13 protein-coding genes are annotated in these 15,598 nt (G+C 72.3%); 3 read left to right on the top strand and 10 right to left on the bottom strand.

What is annotated here, in order from left to right:
- Position 1 precedes the first annotated feature (1 nt).
- Positions 2–1,120, top strand: a complete 1,119-nt coding sequence (pcaDC, locus tag Q9G87_RS48855) for a bifunctional 3-oxoadipate enol-lactonase/4-carboxymuconolactone decarboxylase PcaDC (protein WP_371825940.1) — start codon at positions 2–4, stop codon at positions 1,118–1,120.
- A 205-nt stretch (positions 1,121–1,325) separates the two neighbouring features.
- Positions 1,326–3,497 (top strand): SpoIIE family protein phosphatase, encoded by a 2,172-nt coding sequence (locus Q9G87_RS48850; RefSeq protein ID WP_305923522.1) that lies wholly within the window; start codon positions 1,326–1,328, stop codon positions 3,495–3,497.
- On the opposite strand, the gene Q9G87_RS48845 is transcribed toward Q9G87_RS48850, so the two are convergent.
- The 5 genes from Q9G87_RS48845 to Q9G87_RS48825 form a co-directional block, all read right to left on the bottom strand.
- On the bottom strand, positions 3,396–3,827 hold the full coding sequence (locus Q9G87_RS48845) for a hypothetical protein (RefSeq protein WP_305923521.1): 432 nt from the start codon (positions 3,825–3,827) through the stop codon (positions 3,396–3,398). The two genes, Q9G87_RS48850 and Q9G87_RS48845, sit on opposite strands and share 102 nt — an antisense overlap.
- 94 nt (positions 3,828–3,921) lie before the next feature.
- Positions 3,922–5,103 carry an MFS transporter gene (locus Q9G87_RS48840; RefSeq protein WP_305923520.1) on the bottom strand — a complete coding sequence of 394 codons (1,182 nt, stop codon included), beginning with the start codon at positions 5,101–5,103 and terminating at the stop codon, positions 3,922–3,924.
- 94 nt (positions 5,104–5,197) lie between these two features.
- A complete protein-coding gene (locus Q9G87_RS48835) occupies positions 5,198–5,749 on the bottom strand; it encodes a Chromate resistance protein ChrB (protein WP_305923519.1) in 552 nt (183 codons plus the stop codon).
- Between the two features lie 20 nt (positions 5,750–5,769).
- Positions 5,770–7,548, bottom strand: a complete 1,779-nt coding sequence (kstD, locus tag Q9G87_RS48830) for a 3-oxosteroid 1-dehydrogenase (protein WP_305923518.1) — start codon at positions 7,546–7,548, stop codon at positions 5,770–5,772.
- 133 nt (positions 7,549–7,681) lie between these two features.
- A complete protein-coding gene (locus tag Q9G87_RS48825; protein WP_305923517.1) occupies positions 7,682–9,307 on the bottom strand; it encodes an FAD-binding oxidoreductase in 1,626 nt (541 codons plus the stop codon).
- 206 nt (positions 9,308–9,513) lie between these two features.
- Here Q9G87_RS48825 and Q9G87_RS48820 point away from each other — a divergent pair, with 206 nt between their 5' ends.
- A complete protein-coding gene (locus Q9G87_RS48820) occupies positions 9,514–10,305 on the top strand; it encodes an isocitrate lyase/PEP mutase family protein (RefSeq protein ID WP_305923516.1) in 792 nt (263 codons plus the stop codon).
- Here the strand turns inward: Q9G87_RS48820 and Q9G87_RS48815 are convergent.
- The 5 genes from Q9G87_RS48815 to Q9G87_RS48795 form a co-directional block, all read right to left on the bottom strand.
- Positions 10,298–10,834: a dihydrofolate reductase family protein gene (locus Q9G87_RS48815; protein WP_305923515.1), complete on the bottom strand. Its 537-nt coding sequence runs from the start codon at positions 10,832–10,834 to the stop codon at positions 10,298–10,300. The two genes, Q9G87_RS48820 and Q9G87_RS48815, sit on opposite strands and share 8 nt — an antisense overlap.
- Positions 10,835–10,947: 113 nt before the next feature.
- The gene (locus tag Q9G87_RS48810; RefSeq protein ID WP_305923514.1) at positions 10,948–11,376 is read right to left on the bottom strand and encodes a MarR family winged helix-turn-helix transcriptional regulator; all 429 of its coding nucleotides are present in this window, start codon (positions 11,374–11,376) and stop codon (positions 10,948–10,950) included.
- Between the two features lie 35 nt (positions 11,377–11,411).
- Positions 11,412–11,798, bottom strand: a complete 387-nt coding sequence (locus Q9G87_RS48805; protein WP_305923513.1) for a VOC family protein — start codon at positions 11,796–11,798, stop codon at positions 11,412–11,414.
- 83 nt (positions 11,799–11,881) lie between these two features.
- Positions 11,882–13,087, bottom strand: a complete 1,206-nt coding sequence (locus tag Q9G87_RS48800) for a carbohydrate-binding protein (protein WP_305923512.1) — start codon at positions 13,085–13,087, stop codon at positions 11,882–11,884.
- A 22-nt stretch (positions 13,088–13,109) separates the two neighbouring features.
- Positions 13,110–15,521 carry a PQQ-dependent sugar dehydrogenase gene (locus Q9G87_RS48795; RefSeq protein WP_305923511.1) on the bottom strand — a complete coding sequence of 804 codons (2,412 nt, stop codon included), beginning with the start codon at positions 15,519–15,521 and terminating at the stop codon, positions 13,110–13,112.
- Positions 15,522–15,598: the final 77 nt, after the last annotated feature.

Genomic DNA, 15,598 nt, shown 5'->3' with positions numbered 1-15,598 from the left:
GATGTTGCAGCACCGGCTGGACGGCCCGGAGAACGGCGAGCCGCTGATCCTCGGCCCGTCGGTGGGCACGTCCCTGCGGGTGTGGGAGCCGCAGGTGGCCGCGCTCGCGCGGACCTTCCGGGTGCTCAGATTCGACCTGCCCGGCCACGGCGGCTCACCGGCGGCCGCCGTGAGCTCGATCGACGACCTGGCGCGCATGGTGCTGGAGGTGGCCGACGCGCGAGGCTTCGGCGGCTTCCACTATGCGGGCATCTCGATCGGCGGCGCGATCGGCGCCACCCTGGCGCTCGGCCACCCCGGCCGAGTCCGGTCGCTGGCGATGGTCTGCTCCTCCGCCAGGTTCGGCGAGCCGCAGGCGTGGCGGGACCGGGCGGGGCTGGTCCGCGCCGAGGGGACGGGGCCGCTGCTGGAGGCCACGGCCAAGCGCTGGTTCGCCGGCGCGCCCGCCGACCTCCCCGCACCGCTCGCCCAGGCGCTGCTCGGCGACCTGGCCACCGCCGACCCTGAGGGGTACGCCGCCTGCTGCGACGCCCTGTCGGCCTATGACCTGCGCGACTCGCTGGCCGCGATCAAGGCTCCCACCCTGATCGTGGCCGGGCGGGACGACCCGGCGACGCCGCCCGCGCACGCCAGGCAGCTGGCCGACGGCATCGCCGGCGCCACGCTCGTCGAGCTGGCCGGCGCCGCGCACCTGGCCAACGTCGATCAGCCCGGACGCGTCACGGCCGCGCTCCTTGCCCACCTGCCCGAGGTCCCCGGCATGCGGGTACGCCGGGAGGTGCTCGGTGACGCGCACGTGGACCGGGCGATCGCCCGCACCACCCCGTTCACCAGGGATTTCCAGGACTTCATCACCCGCTACGCCTGGGGCGAGATCTGGACCAGGCCGGGCCTGGACCGCCGTACCCGCAGCTGTGTGACGCTCACCGCGCTCGTCGCCCACGGCCACCTGGAGGAGCTGGCCATGCACGTGCGCGCGGCCCTCCGCAACGGGCTGACCCCGGACGAGATCGGCGAGGTGCTCCTGCAGAGCGCCGTCTACTGCGGCGTGCCCGCGGCCAACGCCGCCTTCGCCGTCGCCCAGCGGGTCCTGGACGAGGCCGACGCCGGAGGAGCGTAGTGCGCCCCGCTCCTTAAGGACCGGCGCCCCCGGCGTACGAGACGCAGGCCAGAGCATGAACACAACGTAAGCAATTCGCTCCATTCCTGCGTGTATTCTGCCCCTATGTGGGGTTTGGAGCTGCTTTTCCGTTCACGGTTCGTGAGCGTGAGGAAGGGCTGAGGCGGTGCGGGAGGAGGCCGCCTCACACTGTGGCTCGTCTCGTTTGGACGAGCTGCTGATCAAGGCCGTCGCCGGCACGGGCGCCCACATCGGCGCCGTCTATCTTGTGGCGGAGGACGGCGAGGTGCTGCTGATGGACGCGCAGGTGGGCATGCCCGCGCGGGCCGCCCGCGCGTGGGCCAGGATCAGGAGGAACGACCCCGTGCCGGTCGCGGCGGCGGTGCGCGATCGGCACATGATCTGGCTGTCCGACCGGGAGCACATGGCCCGCGCGTTCCCCACGGCGGCGCTCGCGCTGCCTTACCACTACGCGGCGGCGATCTCCCCGATCCGCACCGAGGACACCGTCTGGGGCGGGCTCGTGCTGCTGTTGCCTTCGGGGCCCGCGACCATGCTCAGCCGGCGCCTGCGTACCATCATGGACGCGACCTGCGCCCGCATCGGGGAGGTGCTCCGGGAGGCGGCCGACGAAGGCCGTCCGATCATCCCCGGGCCCAGGCCCCGGGTCCTGGATCCCCGTCTCGTGCACACGGCCGAGCCGAACGGGCAACTGGTGGCCATGGAGTGTCTCAACCGGCTCCCCGAGGGATATTGCTCGCTGGACGTGGAGGGCCGCGTGACCTTCCTCACCACGTCGGCCTCGGACCTGCTCGGAATCTGCTCGTCGGAGCTGCTCGGTGAGCGCCTGTGGAAGGCGCTGCCATGGAATCCGGTCTTCGAGGACCGCCACCGTGCCGCGGTCTTCAGCCGGCAGGTCACCTCGTTCACCGGCCGCAACAAGGACGGGCGGCTGCTGTCCTTCCGGCTGTTCCCCGGCCTGACCGGCATCACGGTGCGCATCACGCCCGACGAGGCGGACCACGACCGCACCCGCCACGTGCCGGAGACCGGCGCGGACCGCCCCACCCGGGTGATCGCGCTGCACGAGATGCTGCACCTGGCGACCACGCTCGCCCGGGCGGTGACCGCCCAGGAGGTGGTCGACCTCGTCGCCGACCACGTCATGCCCGTCTACAACGTGCAGGCCCTGGCCATCCTCACCTCAGGGGCCGGCAGGATGCGCGTGGCCGCCTCCCGGGGATACAGCAGGGAGGCCGTCGAGGAGTTCGACGGGCGTCACGTGATCCCGCCGGCTTCCGAGCGGCATCCGTACGACATCGGCAAGCCGGCCTTCTTCTCCTCCTGGGACGAGCTCCGTGCGGCCTACCCGGACGCCCTGCGCTCCGACGACATGTCCGCCTGGGCGTTCCTGCCACTGATCACGTCCGGGCGGCCCATCGGCACCTGCGTTCTGGCCTACGACCGCCCGCACCACTTCAGCACCGACGAGCGCGCCACGCTGACCGCGCTCGCCGGGCTGATCGCGCAGGCGTTCGAGCGGGCCCGGCTCTACGACGTCAAGCATCAGCTCGCCCAGTGCCTGCAGTCGAGCCTGCTGCCGCGTACGCTGCCCGAGGTGCCCGGCCTGGAGCTGGCCGCCCGCTACGTGCCAGCCAATCCCGGCATGGACATCGGCGGTGACTTCTACGACCTGATCCGGCTGAGCGACACCATGGTGGCCGCGGTCATCGGCGACGTCCAGGGGCACGACGTCACCGCCGCCGCACTCATGGGGCAGGTGCGCACCGCCATCCGCGCCCATGCCACGTCCGGCGCCACCCCCGGCGAGGTGCTCGCGCACACCAACCGGCTGCTCATCGAGCTGGCCCCGGACCGGTTCACCAGCTGCCTGTACGTCAGCCTCGACCTGGAGCGGCACATCGCCTGCCTGGCCAGCGCGGGACACGTGCCGCCGCTGCTCGGCCGGCCGGGCAGGCCCGCCCAGGTCATCGACACGTCACCGGGACTGCTGCTCGGCATCGACCCGGAGGCCGAGTACGCCACCACGGAACTGGACCTGCCGCCCGGCTCCGTGCTGACCCTCTACACCGACGGCCTCATCGAGGAGCCGGGCCTCGACCTGGGCGAGTCGATAGCGGACCTGGCCGAGCGCTTCACCCCGATCCCTGGCGTGCCCCTGCACGACCTGGCGGAGTCCCTCATCGAGGAGGCCTCCGTGGACCAGCGTGCGGACGACATCGCGGTGTTGCTCCTGCGTGACGCGACGCGCGGGTCAGCGTACGGGGACGAGGTTGAGCACCGCCTTGCGCGACGACAGCGACACGATGCTGAACTTGATGCCGCTGACGGTCGCGGACCCGCCCTTGCTGAATGACGCTCCCGCGCCGATGCCCGGCCCGGTACCCTTCACGGTCACAACTTTCCCGGTGAAGCCGACGGACAGCCTGGTGATGCCGAAGCGGGAGCTGACCCGGAACGTCACACGCTTGGTGAGGGTCAGCTTGCACCTGCCGTCGTAGCAGGCACGCAGGTTCGGCTTGGCACTGACGCCGGCCACGGCGGCGGGCACGGTCGCGGGCCCGGCGGCGGACACGGCGGCGGGCACGGTCGCGGGCCCGGCGGCGGTCGCGGATGCTTGGCCGGCCGGGGCGAGGCTGATGACGGATGCGGCGACGACCAGGGCGGTGGTGATCCTCGGGGGCATGATCCTCCTCATGCGTAACGACGCGGTCACCCGGTGAGTCTGCCAGGATTCGCCCGGGACCGCCCTGATTCGCGGATCTTTCCCCCATTGAGCCTCACCCGCGGGCGCGGAGGGCGCCGGCGAGCAGGGCGACCGGGGCGATGACCAGCAGGAGGGCGAGCGCGGCGTAGCCGTGGGCGAGGGTGGCGGCCGTGGCGACGGCGGCGACCAGGAGCGGGCCGCCCGCGTCGCCCAGCTCGCGGCCGAGCTCGGCGGTCCCCATGGTCTGGCCGAGCCGCTCCTGCGGCGTTGAGGCGGCCAGGGCGGCGAAGCCCAGCGGGGTGATCAGTCCTGTGCCCGCCCCGATGAGCACGGCCGACGCCAGCACTCCCGCCAGGCCCGGCACCACCGCCAGGGCCAGGCCGGCGGCGGTGATCGCGAGACCGGCGGCGAGGCCCGCACGGGTGGTGATCCGGCCGGCGTCCAGGGCCCGCCCGGCGGCCGGTTGCACGATGGCGGCGCAGGCGGCCAGCACGGACACTGCGGCCCCGGTGGCGATGGGGCCGAGGCCCGCGGCTGCCCCGGAGACAGGCAGGAAGCCGACGCCGACCGACAGCGCGGCGGTGGCGGCGGCCAGCGTGGCCGTGGGCTGCCAGAACGTCCGCTCGGCCAGGCGGCGCGCGAGGTCCACCACGGTCTGCCGGGTCCTGGGCAGCGGCGGCACACGGGGCACGGCCAGCGCGGCCCACACTGCGACGGCCGCCGCGAGCACCGCCATCACCGCGAACAGCAGCCGGAGCCCGCCCGCCCACACCAGCACGCCGCCGAGCAGCGGCCCCAGCGTGTAGCCGAGGCTCTTGTAGAAGCCGTAGCCGCCGAACGCGCGGCCGTGCGTGCCGGCCGGGTTGAGCCTGGCGACCAGGGCGGAGGCCGACGGGGAGAACGCGGAGGCGGCGGCGCCCTGGCCGAGGCGGGCGGCCCACAGCGCGCCGGGGTTGTCGGCGAGCGCGTACACGGCCGAGGCGCAGGCGAAGGCGACCAGGCCGCCCAGCAGCACCGGGCGGGCGCCGATCCGGTCGGCCAGGGTGCCGAAGACCGGCTTGAGCAGCACCTCGGCGCCGTCGTACAGCGCCAGCAGGCCACCCAGGACCAGCAGCGACGTCACCGCGTCCGGGGACTGGCCGCCGAGGCTGGCCGCGACGCCGTGCGCGCCGAACGCGGTGGTGAACCCGGCCGCGTACAGCGGCCACATCCGCCCGCGCGGCGTGGCCGGCGCCTGCGCGCCGGACGCCGTCATGCGCGCCCGCCCGGCGACGGCGTCCGCCGCTGGCGGTGCTGTGTCCGGGCGCTCATCCGCGCCCGCCGGGCGACGGCGCCCACCGTCCGGGCGCTCATGCGGGCGCTCCCGGCGTCTGGTGGAGGGCGGCGAAGACACGTTCGGCGTAGTCCTCGCAGGCCGCCGTGCACGCCGCCAGCTGCTGGGCGGCCTGCTCGGCCTCCGGGGTGCCGAACACGTCGCGTGCGGTCAGGGCGCGGTGCCAGCGCCGGAGCCGCTCCAGCGACTGCTCCTCCTCTTCCAACTCGGCCAGCGTGAACTTGGCCTGCCGGATCTCCTTGGCCAGCTCCTCCTCGAATTTTCCGCAGTCGGCGAGGAACTCGGTCCAGTCCTCCCGGCGGGCGGCCGTGAACATGGCCTGCAGGCGCTCGGAGTCGGCCGGCGTGCGACCGGCCGCCTCCAGCACGACTGCCTCTCCCCCGGCCGTACCGGTGAGCTCGACGGCCCGGGCCAGACCGTCGGCGAAGACCGGCACGTCGGGCACCGTCCAGGTGCCCTGCCCCAAGGACACGGCCCCGAGCCTGCGCAGCTCCCGCCACACCGCGACCCGGTGCCGTGACGGACCGGCGGGCAGCCGGACGAGGAGCACCACCCACTGCGTTGTCACACTGCCGAATGTAGCAGTTGTTACATCGAGTCGGCGATGTGGTTGGCGGCGACGTAGCCGAACGTCATGGCGGGACCGAGGGTCGAGCCCGAGCCGGCGTAGCTGTGGCCCATGACGGCGGCGCTGGCGTTGCCGGCCGCGTACAGGCCGGGGATGACCGAGCCGTCCGCCCGCAGCACGCGTGCCCGCCCGTCCGTGACCATCCCGCCCTTCGTCCCGAGATCCCCCGGTACGATCTTGAACGCGTAGAACGGCGGCAGCCACAAGGGCGCCAGGCAGGGGTTCGGCTTGACGGACGGGTCGGTGTAGTAACGGTCGTAGGCGCTGTCGCCGCGGTGGAAGTCGAGGTCCTTCCCGGTCGCGGCGAACTCGTTGAAGCGCGTGACCGTGCCGCGCAGCGCCCCCGCGGGCACGCCGATCCGCTGGGCCAGTTGCTCGATGGTCCATGCCTTGTGCACGGCGCCGCTGTCGTACCAGGAGGCGGGCAGCGGCAGGAGCGGGGCGACGTCCTTGAACAGGTAGCGGTTGCGATATTGCTGGTCGACGATCAGCCAGGACGGGATGTGCTGGTCGGCGGGGGTGTTGCGGTCGTACATGACGTGCACGACGTCGCTGTAGGGGGCGCCCTCGTTGACGAAGCGCACGCCGTCGCCGTTGACGATGATGCAGCCGGGCAGCGTGCGCTCGGCCAGGCAGAAGTACGGCTGATCGGGCAGCGGGATGGCGGGCCCCCACCAGGCGTCGTCCATCAGCCCCAGTGCCGCCCCGGCGCGCTCGCCGGCCTCGATGCCGGCTCCGGTGTTCTCCTTCGCGCCGACGGTCCAGCTCGTCCCGATGGGCTGGCGCTGGAACTCGGCCCGCATGGCCGCGCTGTGCTCGAACCCGCCCGAGCCGACGATGACGCCGCGGGCGGCCCTGACCAGGGTCTGGGCGCCGTTCCTCGACACCACCACGCCGCTCGCGCGCCCGCCCTCGAGGTGCAGGTCGGTGAGCGGGGTGTTGAGCCACACCGGCACACCGGCCGACAGCAGCCCGGCACGCAGTCCGGCGGCCAGGGCCTGGCCCATGGTCAGCGGCTTCTCGCCGCGCAGCGCGGCCTCGGTGCCCCGCAGCAGGCATTCGGCGGCGACCGCCGCGCCCTTCGCGTTGACGAGAGCGAGCGTCAGCCACTTGTAGTCGGCGCTGAAGACGACCATGCCGGCCGGACTGGGGATGTACGGGGCGTTCAGCCGGTCCAGCTCGGCGCCCAGGATGCGGCCGTCGAGCTGGGCGGGCTCGATGGAGCGCCCGTTCGGCATGCCGCCGGGGAACTCCGGATAGTAGTCGGAGTAGCCCTCCATGAACCGGAACAGCAGCGGGCTGTTGCGCATCACGAACGAGATCATGGCCGGCCCGGCCGCCAGGAACGCCTGCTGCCGCTCGACCGGCACGTCGCCGCCGACCACCCGGGCGAGGTAGGCGGCGGCCTTGGCGGGGGTGTCCGGCACGCCGGCGGCCAGGATGACCTCGTTGTTCGGGATCCAGATCCCGGCGCCGGAGCGCGCGGCCGACCCGCCGAACGTGGGCGCCTTCTCCACCACGACGGTACGCAGGCCCCGCTTGGCCGCGGCGAGGGCCGCGGTCATACCCGCGGCGCCGGCGCCGACCACGACGACGTCGTACTCGACCTCGGCGCGGGCGGGCGTACCGCCCAGCGCCGCGCCCGTCACCAGCGCGCCGCCGGCGACGGCGGCCCCACGCAGCAGCGTGCGCCGGCTGGGACCCTCGGGGGCGGGGTTTGCGTGCGTCGCTTCGGCCATGGCGGGTCGGTCCCTTCGCTCGTGGGGCGTTCACAGGGCGTACGAAGCGGGCCACGGGGCGTTGGAGCCCCGGCCGTGATCGCCACTCGAAGGATCACACCACATCGTGATCGAAGCAAGCGCTTGGGCAATTCTATCTCGCGAGCGGGCGGACGGAGAGGGCATGGCGGAAGACGTTCCGCGGATCCCAGCGGCTCTTGACCCGCTGCAGGCGGGCGTAGTTGTCCCCGTAGTAGATCGTGGACCACGGCACGCCGGAGGTGTTCCACGCTGGGTCGGCGTGGTCGATGTCCGGGTAGTTGATGTAGGCGCCACCGCAGTCGCCCCCGGGCACCGGCACGCCGCCCGTGGCCGCGAACGTCCGCTGGTGCAGGCGGCGCACCCACGCCAGGTGCGCGGCACCGTCCTGGCCCTCGTCCCAAGTGACCAGGTGGAGCGCCTTCAGGATGGACTGGCGTTCCACGGTGGCGGTCGCGGCGGGCGGCACCGTGTTGACCTGGCCGCCGTACGACAGGAGCCACAACACGCCCCTGGAGGAGACGTCGCCGGCCTGGTGGAGGGCGTCGAAGGCCGCGTCCGCCTGTTCGTCGGCGAACGGCTTGCGCAGGTAGGCGGACTTGCCCTTGTAACGGCCCGACTCCGCCTCCGCGCTGAGCGACAGCGTCCGCACCGCCTGGAACCACGGCTCGCGCGTGAGCGGCGGAACGAACACCTGAGGGGTGACCCCGTCGGCCACGGCGGTGAAGTGGTCGCGCAGGACGCGCTCCGCGTCCGGCACGGAGGCGTCGATCTGGGCGGGCAGGATCATTCCCCCGGGGTCGGCGCCCGCCTGACGGCCGGGGATCAGCAGGGAGCCCCACAGCGAGACCTGCGGGCTTGCCGGGGCGCTGTTGCGGAGGTGCCATTCGGCGTAGTTGCGCAGCAGCCTGCGGAACGACTCCTTGGTCATGCCGTCCCACGACCAGACGGCCACGCCGGACAGCACCTCGGCGGGCGGCTTGGGCAGCAACTCGGCCGGGTCGCCGCCCTTGGCGTTCGGGTCGCGCATCCAGTAGCGGGTGACGATGCCGAAATTGCCGCCGCCACCGCCGGTGTGCGCCCACCACAGGTCGTGGTGGGGGTCGGCCGGGTTCCTGGTGGCCACCACGGCGCGGGCCCGGCCGGTGCGGTCGACCACCACGACCTCCACGGCGTGCAGGTAGTCGACCGTGAGGCCGTGGCGGCGCGACAGCGGGCCGTACCCGCCGCCCGCGATGTGGCCCCCGGCGGCCACGCCCCCGCATTGGCCGCCGGGGATGGTGACGCCCCACCCGAGGTAGAGCTTGCGGTACGCCTGCATGAGCGTGGCGCCGGCCTCGATGGCGAACGCGCCGCGCTCGGCGTCGAAGTACACCTCGGACATCTCGCACATGTCGATCACGACCTGGGCGCCGTCGCCGACGAAGTTCTCGTAGCAGTGGCCGCCGCTGCGGACGGTGACGCGGCGGCCGGCGCGGACCGCCTCGTTGACGGCCGCGACGACCTGCTCGGTGGAGCCGACCACGTGGAAGTAGTCGGGCCGCGGCCGGAAACGCTGGTTCGTCCTGCGTACCGCCAGGTCGTCGTAGCGGGGGTCGGCGGGGCGAACGACGACGGGGCCGAAGGGCGGGCCGCCGGCCGCCTCCGCCGGCGTCGTCAATCCCGCGAGTTCCGCTGTCATCGCCACGCCGCCGAGCGCCGCGGTGCCACCGAGGAATCCCCGGCGTGTGACCTTGCCCATGACCCACTCCCCCTGCCGTTCGTCCGGAATCTGCGTCTTCGACGCTAGAAGTGCGGACGTGGCCGGAGAATGCATCCAGATGTACGCAGAGGTGGAGGTAGCTCCACCTCCGCGACGACGGTCATGTCCGAATCCAGCCAGACAGCACGCCGGTCCACCCACGATGCTCTGGTCTCAGAACAAGGCGTAACGGAAGGAAGATCAGCATGACCGATCAGGCGGCCCTGTTCCGGGCCCTGCACCGCGGCGGCGCCGTGCTCGTGTTGCCCAACGCCTGGGACGCCGCCTCCGCGGCCGTGATCGAGGGCGCGGGGGCGCAGGCGATCGCGACGACCAGCGCCGGCGTCTCCTGGGCGAACGGCGCGCCCGACGCCCACGGGCTCAGCCGGGAGCGGATGGCGGCGGCGGTCGGCCGCATCGTGGCGGCCGTGAGCGTGCCGGTCACCGCTGACATCGAGGGCGGGTACGGGGACGTGGCGGCCACCGTACGCGCGGTGATCGAGGCCGGGGCGGTCGGCGTCAACCTGGAAGACTCCGGCGGGGCGCCCTTGCTTTCGCCGAAGGATCAGGCACGGCGCATCTCCGAGGCACGGGCGGCGGCCGATGCCGCCGGGGTCGACGTGTTCATCAACGCCCGCACCGACGTCTACCTGGCCGGAATCCCAGGGGACCAGCCGGCCGAGGTGGAGGAGCGGGCGCGGGTCTACGCCGATGCCGGGGCGGACGGGCTGTTCGTGCCGGGCCTGCTCGACCTGGACACCATCGCCCGCCTGGCCGGCGGGCCGCTACCGCTGAACGTGATGGCCGGGCCCGGCGCACCGTCCGTGGCCGAGCTGGCGGCGGCCGGGGTCACGCGGGTCAGCGTCGGCTCCGCGATCGCCCAGTCCGCGTACGCGTGCGCCGCGCGGGCGGCCGCCGAGCTGCTGGGCGCCGGCACGTACGACACGCTCGCGGACGGCCTGGACTACGGCGGGCTCAACGCCGCGCTGTCTACTTGAGCCCGTAGGTGTGGACCACGATCCCGGACGTGAACCGCGTCGTGCCGAGCAGGTTCAGGTGGGTGAGGTCCAGGCCGTCCAGCAGCCGCTCGCCGCCGCCCGCGATGGTGGGGAACACCCAGAAGTGGAACTCGTCGACCAGCTTGTTGTCGATCAGTGTGCGGTCGAGCCGGCCGGTCCCGAACTTGAGGATGTTCTCCCCCGGCTGCCGCTTCAGCTCGGCCACCGCCGTGGCGACGTCGCCTTCGATCAGGGTGCCGTTCCAGGCGCTCGTCTCCTTCAGCGTGGTGGAGGCGACGTACTTGGGCATGCTGTTGATCTGATCGGTGTACGGATCCCCCGACCGCGCGGGCCACGCCTCGGCGAACGCCTCGTACGTCGCGCGGCCCAAGAGCAGCGCGTCGGCGGCGAACATCAGCTTGTTCGCATACGCACCGTGCTCGTCGTCCCAGTATGGCCGACCCCAGACGTGCGGGTCGCTGATGACGCCGTCGAGGGTGACGAACGTCGACTCGATGAGCTTCCTCATGGCGGATCTCCTTCACCTTGCGGTCGTGCTTCCTGGGCACAACCCTGGCCGGAACCGCTTACGGATTCATGCTCATGCGCTTAAGGTCGCGCCGCCGGCCGGCCAGGACTGACTCAGAGCGCGAACGCGGCCCGGACGGCCTCGCCGATGCGCCGCTGCACGGGATCGGCGTCCGGGCCGAACATGCGCTCGTCCACCTCGGCCACCGCCTGCTTGGCCCGCTCCAGGAGGCGGGCGCCCTCGGGCGTGACCTCGATCGTCGAGGCGGAGCCCGCGCGGGCGGTATGGTCGTGCACCAGTCCCGCCCCGACCAGCGCCTTCACCGCGGTGTGCACGCTCTGCACTGTGGTGCCCGACATCCGGGCCAGGTCGCTGAACGACACCCCGGGCACCACGGCGATGTGACCGAGCAGCCCCAGCCTGCTGACGGTAAGCTCCAGCGGCGAGAGGGCGGCGTTGAGCTCGGTCTCGATGCGGCGGGCCAGCGTCAGCAGGATGATGGAAGGGCTCGTCACGGGCGGGGCGGGACGGTCGTTGCTCACCTCCCCAGTCTCCCCTACCGGGCGGGTGGGGCCCGTCAGCGCGGATCGCGGCGCAGCGGGTGGTCGGACGGGACCTGGACCAGGACGATGCGATGGCCGTCCGGGTCCGCGATCCACGACTCGACGAGCCCCCACGGTTCCAGGCGGGCCTCGCGCAGCACGGTGACGCCCGCCTGACGCAGGCGTTCCTCCTCGGATGCCACATCACGCACCTGCAGCCAGAGCGACACCGCCGGGCCGGCCCCGGCGTCGCTGTGCCCGGAGAGCTCGAGGAATCCCTGGCCCAGGAAGAACACCGTCCCTGGGTGGTCGGCCGGCCCGAACTCGCGATAGACGGCCAATCCGAGCGTCTCGGCATAGAAGCGGCGGCTGCGCCCGAGATCCTTCGGACGCAGCAGCACGCGGCTGCTCAGCACTTCCATGCCGCACCTGTTCCCCGGAGGCCGCGGAAGACGCACGGCCGCGGCGTCCCGGGAGGGAGGCGAGCGCCCGCGGCGACCGCTCGTCATTGCGCGACCTCGATGTAGTCCAGGTTCGGGTTGCCGCCCGCGGTGTTCGCGGTGATCCGCACCGTGTTGGCGCCCGAGCGCAGGGTCACGGGCACTGCGGCGGTGGCCCACGTGGTCCAGGCGCCGGTGCCGTTGAAGGGCTGGTCGGCGGCGACCGTGGCGCCGTTGACGGTGATCGTCGCGGGGCGCCCGGTGGTGGTGCCGTTGGCGTAGCGGATCCTGAGGGTCGCCGCTCCGGCGGCGCCGTTGACGGTCCACTCGACGTACGAGCCCGCCGCGTTGTCTCCGTTGACGAAACCCGTGCCGGAAAAGCCCGCGTGGTTGGACTCGACCACACCTTGCGAGATCGTCGCGTTCTCCGCCTCGTAGCGCGTGACGCCCCCACCGCCGCCGGGGACCGCCTTGTACGACCTGAGTCTCGTCAGCAGCAGGTGGCAGTCCTGGAGCGAGCCCGACGTGTCGCCCAGCGACCGGTAGATGCCCCATTTGGGCCGCACGCGGTCGCCGAGGAACGTGTCCACACCCGTCGTCGTCGCGTCCACCACCGTGGTGCCGGCGTTCCTGACGGCCCACCGGACCGCGCCGGCCGAGCCGTCACCGATCTTGATCTCGTAGTCGATGTCGATCCACTTGTTGTGCAGCGGCTCCAGATCGGTCCGCCCGACCAGGATGTTCGGCTCGAAGATCTTGTGCTCGATGGTCTGCCTGCCGTCCACCCGGCGCAGCGAGGTGACCGTGATCGGCGACGTTCCCGAGCCGGGCATCTTGGTCTGGAAGATGTGGGTGAAGGTCGTGGTGGCCTTGAGCGTGCTCGGGATGTACATCGCGTACGTGACCCGCCACAACTCGCCGGTCTTCCAGGACAGGTAGCTGCTGCTGGAGGTACGGTTGCCGGTCACCTCGTGCCGCTGCCGGTCCGTGCTGGTGTCACGGTCGACCATGTGCATGGTGAAGCGGTAGTTGTCGCTGTCGGGGCGGATGTGGGGCGCGCCCGCCGGATGGGAGTCCGCACGGTCGTCCTCGATGCTCTCCCACGCCCCCATGCCGTTGGCCGAGGCCGACGGCGACCACATCAGCTGCCACGTCATCCCGGACGGGAGCAGGGTGGGCGCCGCGAACGCGGGGCGCGCGGGCAGGAGCGGCACGGCGGCGGCCGCGCCGAGGAGGAGTCCGAAGCGGCGCCGGGACAGGGGTTGTGTCATGGGGTCACTTCCTGGGGGGTGATTACTGAATGGTGGAGCGGCGGATCGTGTCGGCGGAGCCGTCGCCGTTGTTGTCGGAGTTGGTGGAGCCGAACCAGATGGCGCTGGCGCCGGGCACCTTCTCGACCGCGCGGAGCCTGCCGTACGTGCCGTTGAAGTAGGAGTTGACCGTCGAGACGTTCTCGCCGTTGAGCACGATGCGCCACAGCCGCTGGCCGCGCAGCGCCGCCATGAAGACCGTGTTGCCGACGATGGCGATCCCGCTCGGTGAGGCCTCGGCGACGCCCCAGGTGTACTTGGGGTTGGTCATGCCGGACACGCTGCAGGTGCCCTCGCAGGTGGGCCAGCCGTAGTTGCGGCCCGGCAGGATGAGGTTGAGCTCGTCGCGCGATGAGTTGCCGAGCTCCGACGACCACAGGCGGCCGGCCGAGTCCCAGGCCAGGCCCTGCGGGTTGCGGTGGCCGTAGCTGTAGACGCGGGTGCCGAACGGGTTGCCGGGCGCGGCGGCGCCGGTCTTGGTGATGCGCAGGATCTTGCCATTGAGCGAGTCCAAGTCGGGCGCGTTGCTCGTCTGCTGGGCGTCGCCGGTGGCGACGTAGAGGTAGCCGTCGGGGCCGAACCTGATGCGCCCGCCGTTGTGGTAGCGATTCTTGTCGATGCCCTGCACGACGCCGGCGTAGCCGCTGAGCGTGGTGCCGTTGAAGCTCATCTTGGCGATGCGGTTGCCCTCGGAGGCGGTGTGCATGAAGAACACGTCCTGGTCGGTGGTGCCGTTCCAGGTGGGCGAGAAGTCCAGGCCCATCAGGCCGCCCTCGCCGTCGGTGGTCTGCGTGTTGGGCACGGTGCCGACCTGCGTCTTCGTCCCCGACGGGGTCACCTTGAAGACCCGGAACGTGTCGCGCTCGGTCACCAGCGCGTACGTCCCGTCGGGCGCCCAGGAGATGTCCCACGGCACGTCCCAGCCGCCGGCGACGCTGGTGGGCGTCTGCGGCACCGTGCCGCAGGTGCCGGTGGTGAAGGACGCGGACGGCGCGCTCGGCGTGGACAGCTGGTTGGCGCTGTCGCGCGCCACGACGTGCACCTGGTAGGTGCGGGCGCATTCCAGCGGCACCGTGGCCGTGGTCGCGGGCGGGGTGCCGGTGACGGTGGCGAGCACGGCGTTGGTGGCGTGGTCGCGGACCAGGTAGGCGCGCACCCCGTTGTCGTCGGCGGAGGCGCCCCAGGTCACGGTGGCCGAGGTGGCCTGCACGCCGCTGACCGTGGGCTGCCCGGGTTGCGACGGCGGGTCGTCGGCGGGCGCGGGCAGCGTGCGGCAGTTCGCCTCGGGGCTGCTCAGCGACACGTTGCCGGAGGCGTCGCGGGCGAACACCGACAGCTGGTAGCCGAAGTCGGGGGTGAGCCCGGTCAGCCGGTACGGCGGCGCCGGAGCGGTCGCGATCTGCTGGCCCTGGTGGTAGATGTCGTACGCCACCACGCCGATGTTGTCGGTGGCCGGCGGCCAGTCCAGCGTCAGGGCGTTGTGCGCGATGGCGGAGCAGACCGGCTGCCCTGGCGAGGTGGGCTTCTCGGTGTCGCCGGGGCCGGTGACCCGGAGCCGGTCGAGGTTGGGCCCGCCGCCGTCGGTGGTGGCCGTGGCCCGGATCGTGTTGGCGCCCGCGGTGAGCGGCGCGTCCAGGGCGACCTCCTGCCATGTGGCCCAGGCGCCGGTGCTCGGGAAGGACCGGGCGGTGGCCACCGCGGTGCCGTTGACGGTGATGGTCATGGGCCGGTCGGCGGTGGTGCCGTTGGCGTAGCGGAAGGTCAGGGTCTGGGTGCCTGCCGCGGCGGCGCTGATGGAGAACTGCACGTACGAGCCGGTCACGTTGGCGTAATTGACGAACCCGGAGCCGGTGAACCCGGCGTGGTTCGATTCGACGGCGCCCTCGGAGATCGTCGCGTTCTCCGCCTGGTAGTCGGTGAACGCACTGGCTGGGACGTCGGCGTCGAGGTAGTCCCAGTTGGGGTTGCCTCCCGCGCTCGCGGCGGTGGCCCTGATCTTGTTCGTGCCGGCGACGACCGGAGCGGTGAGGGTGACCGTGGCCCAGGTGGCCCAACTAGCGGTGGCGGGGAAGGACCGGCTCGCCACCACGGTCGTGCCGTTGACCGAGATGTCGCTGGGGCGGTCCGCGCCGGTGCCGTTGGCGTAGCGGAAGGCCAGCGTGGCGGTGCCGGCGCTGGGCGCGGTGATCGTCCATTCGGTGGAGGAGCCGGCGACGTTGGTGCCGTTGACGAAGCCGGTGCCGGAGTAGCCGGCGTGGTTGGACTCGACGGCTCCCTGGGAGATCGTCGCGTTCTCGGCTTCGTACCGGGTGGGTGCCGCGGCGGCGGGGAGGGCGGCCATTCCCATGACGAGTAAGCAGGCGATGGCGCAGGCCCGGGACTTGCTGAAGTTCATCGGGCACTCCTGGCTGAGAGTGATGCCTCGAGTAAGAGATTGGAGCTCTAGATGGTTTTCCCGCAAACCGCCGCGGC

This window comes from Nonomuraea turcica, from assembly GCF_030718205.1.
GTDB lineage: Bacteria > Actinomycetota > Actinomycetes > Streptosporangiales > Streptosporangiaceae > Nonomuraea.
Note: the sequence above shows the minus strand (reverse complement) of the source record. Positions and strands in the feature narration are given on the sequence as shown.

Coding starts and splice junctions, on each gene's coding strand:
- pcaDC (WP_371825940.1), top strand. CDS start 2: ATGTTGCAGCACCGGCTGGACGGCCCGGAGAACGGCGAGCCGCTGATC.
- Q9G87_RS48845 (WP_305923521.1), bottom strand. CDS start 3,827: ATGCCCCCGAGGATCACCACCGCCCTGGTCGTCGCCGCATCCGTCATC.
- Q9G87_RS48840 (WP_305923520.1), bottom strand. CDS start 5,103: ATGACGGCGTCCGGCGCGCAGGCGCCGGCCACGCCGCGCGGGCGGATG.
- kstD (WP_305923518.1), bottom strand. CDS start 7,548: ATGGCCGAAGCGACGCACGCAAACCCCGCCCCCGAGGGTCCCAGCCGG.
- Q9G87_RS48825 (WP_305923517.1), bottom strand. CDS start 9,307: ATGGGCAAGGTCACACGCCGGGGATTCCTCGGTGGCACCGCGGCGCTC.
- Q9G87_RS48820 (WP_305923516.1), top strand. CDS start 9,514: ATGACCGATCAGGCGGCCCTGTTCCGGGCCCTGCACCGCGGCGGCGCC.
- Q9G87_RS48815 (WP_305923515.1), bottom strand. CDS start 10,834: ATGAGGAAGCTCATCGAGTCGACGTTCGTCACCCTCGACGGCGTCATC.
- Q9G87_RS48805 (WP_305923513.1), bottom strand. CDS start 11,798: ATGGAAGTGCTGAGCAGCCGCGTGCTGCTGCGTCCGAAGGATCTCGGG.
- Q9G87_RS48800 (WP_305923512.1), bottom strand. CDS start 13,087: ATGACACAACCCCTGTCCCGGCGCCGCTTCGGACTCCTCCTCGGCGCG.
- Q9G87_RS48795 (WP_305923511.1), bottom strand. CDS start 15,521: ATGAACTTCAGCAAGTCCCGGGCCTGCGCCATCGCCTGCTTACTCGTC.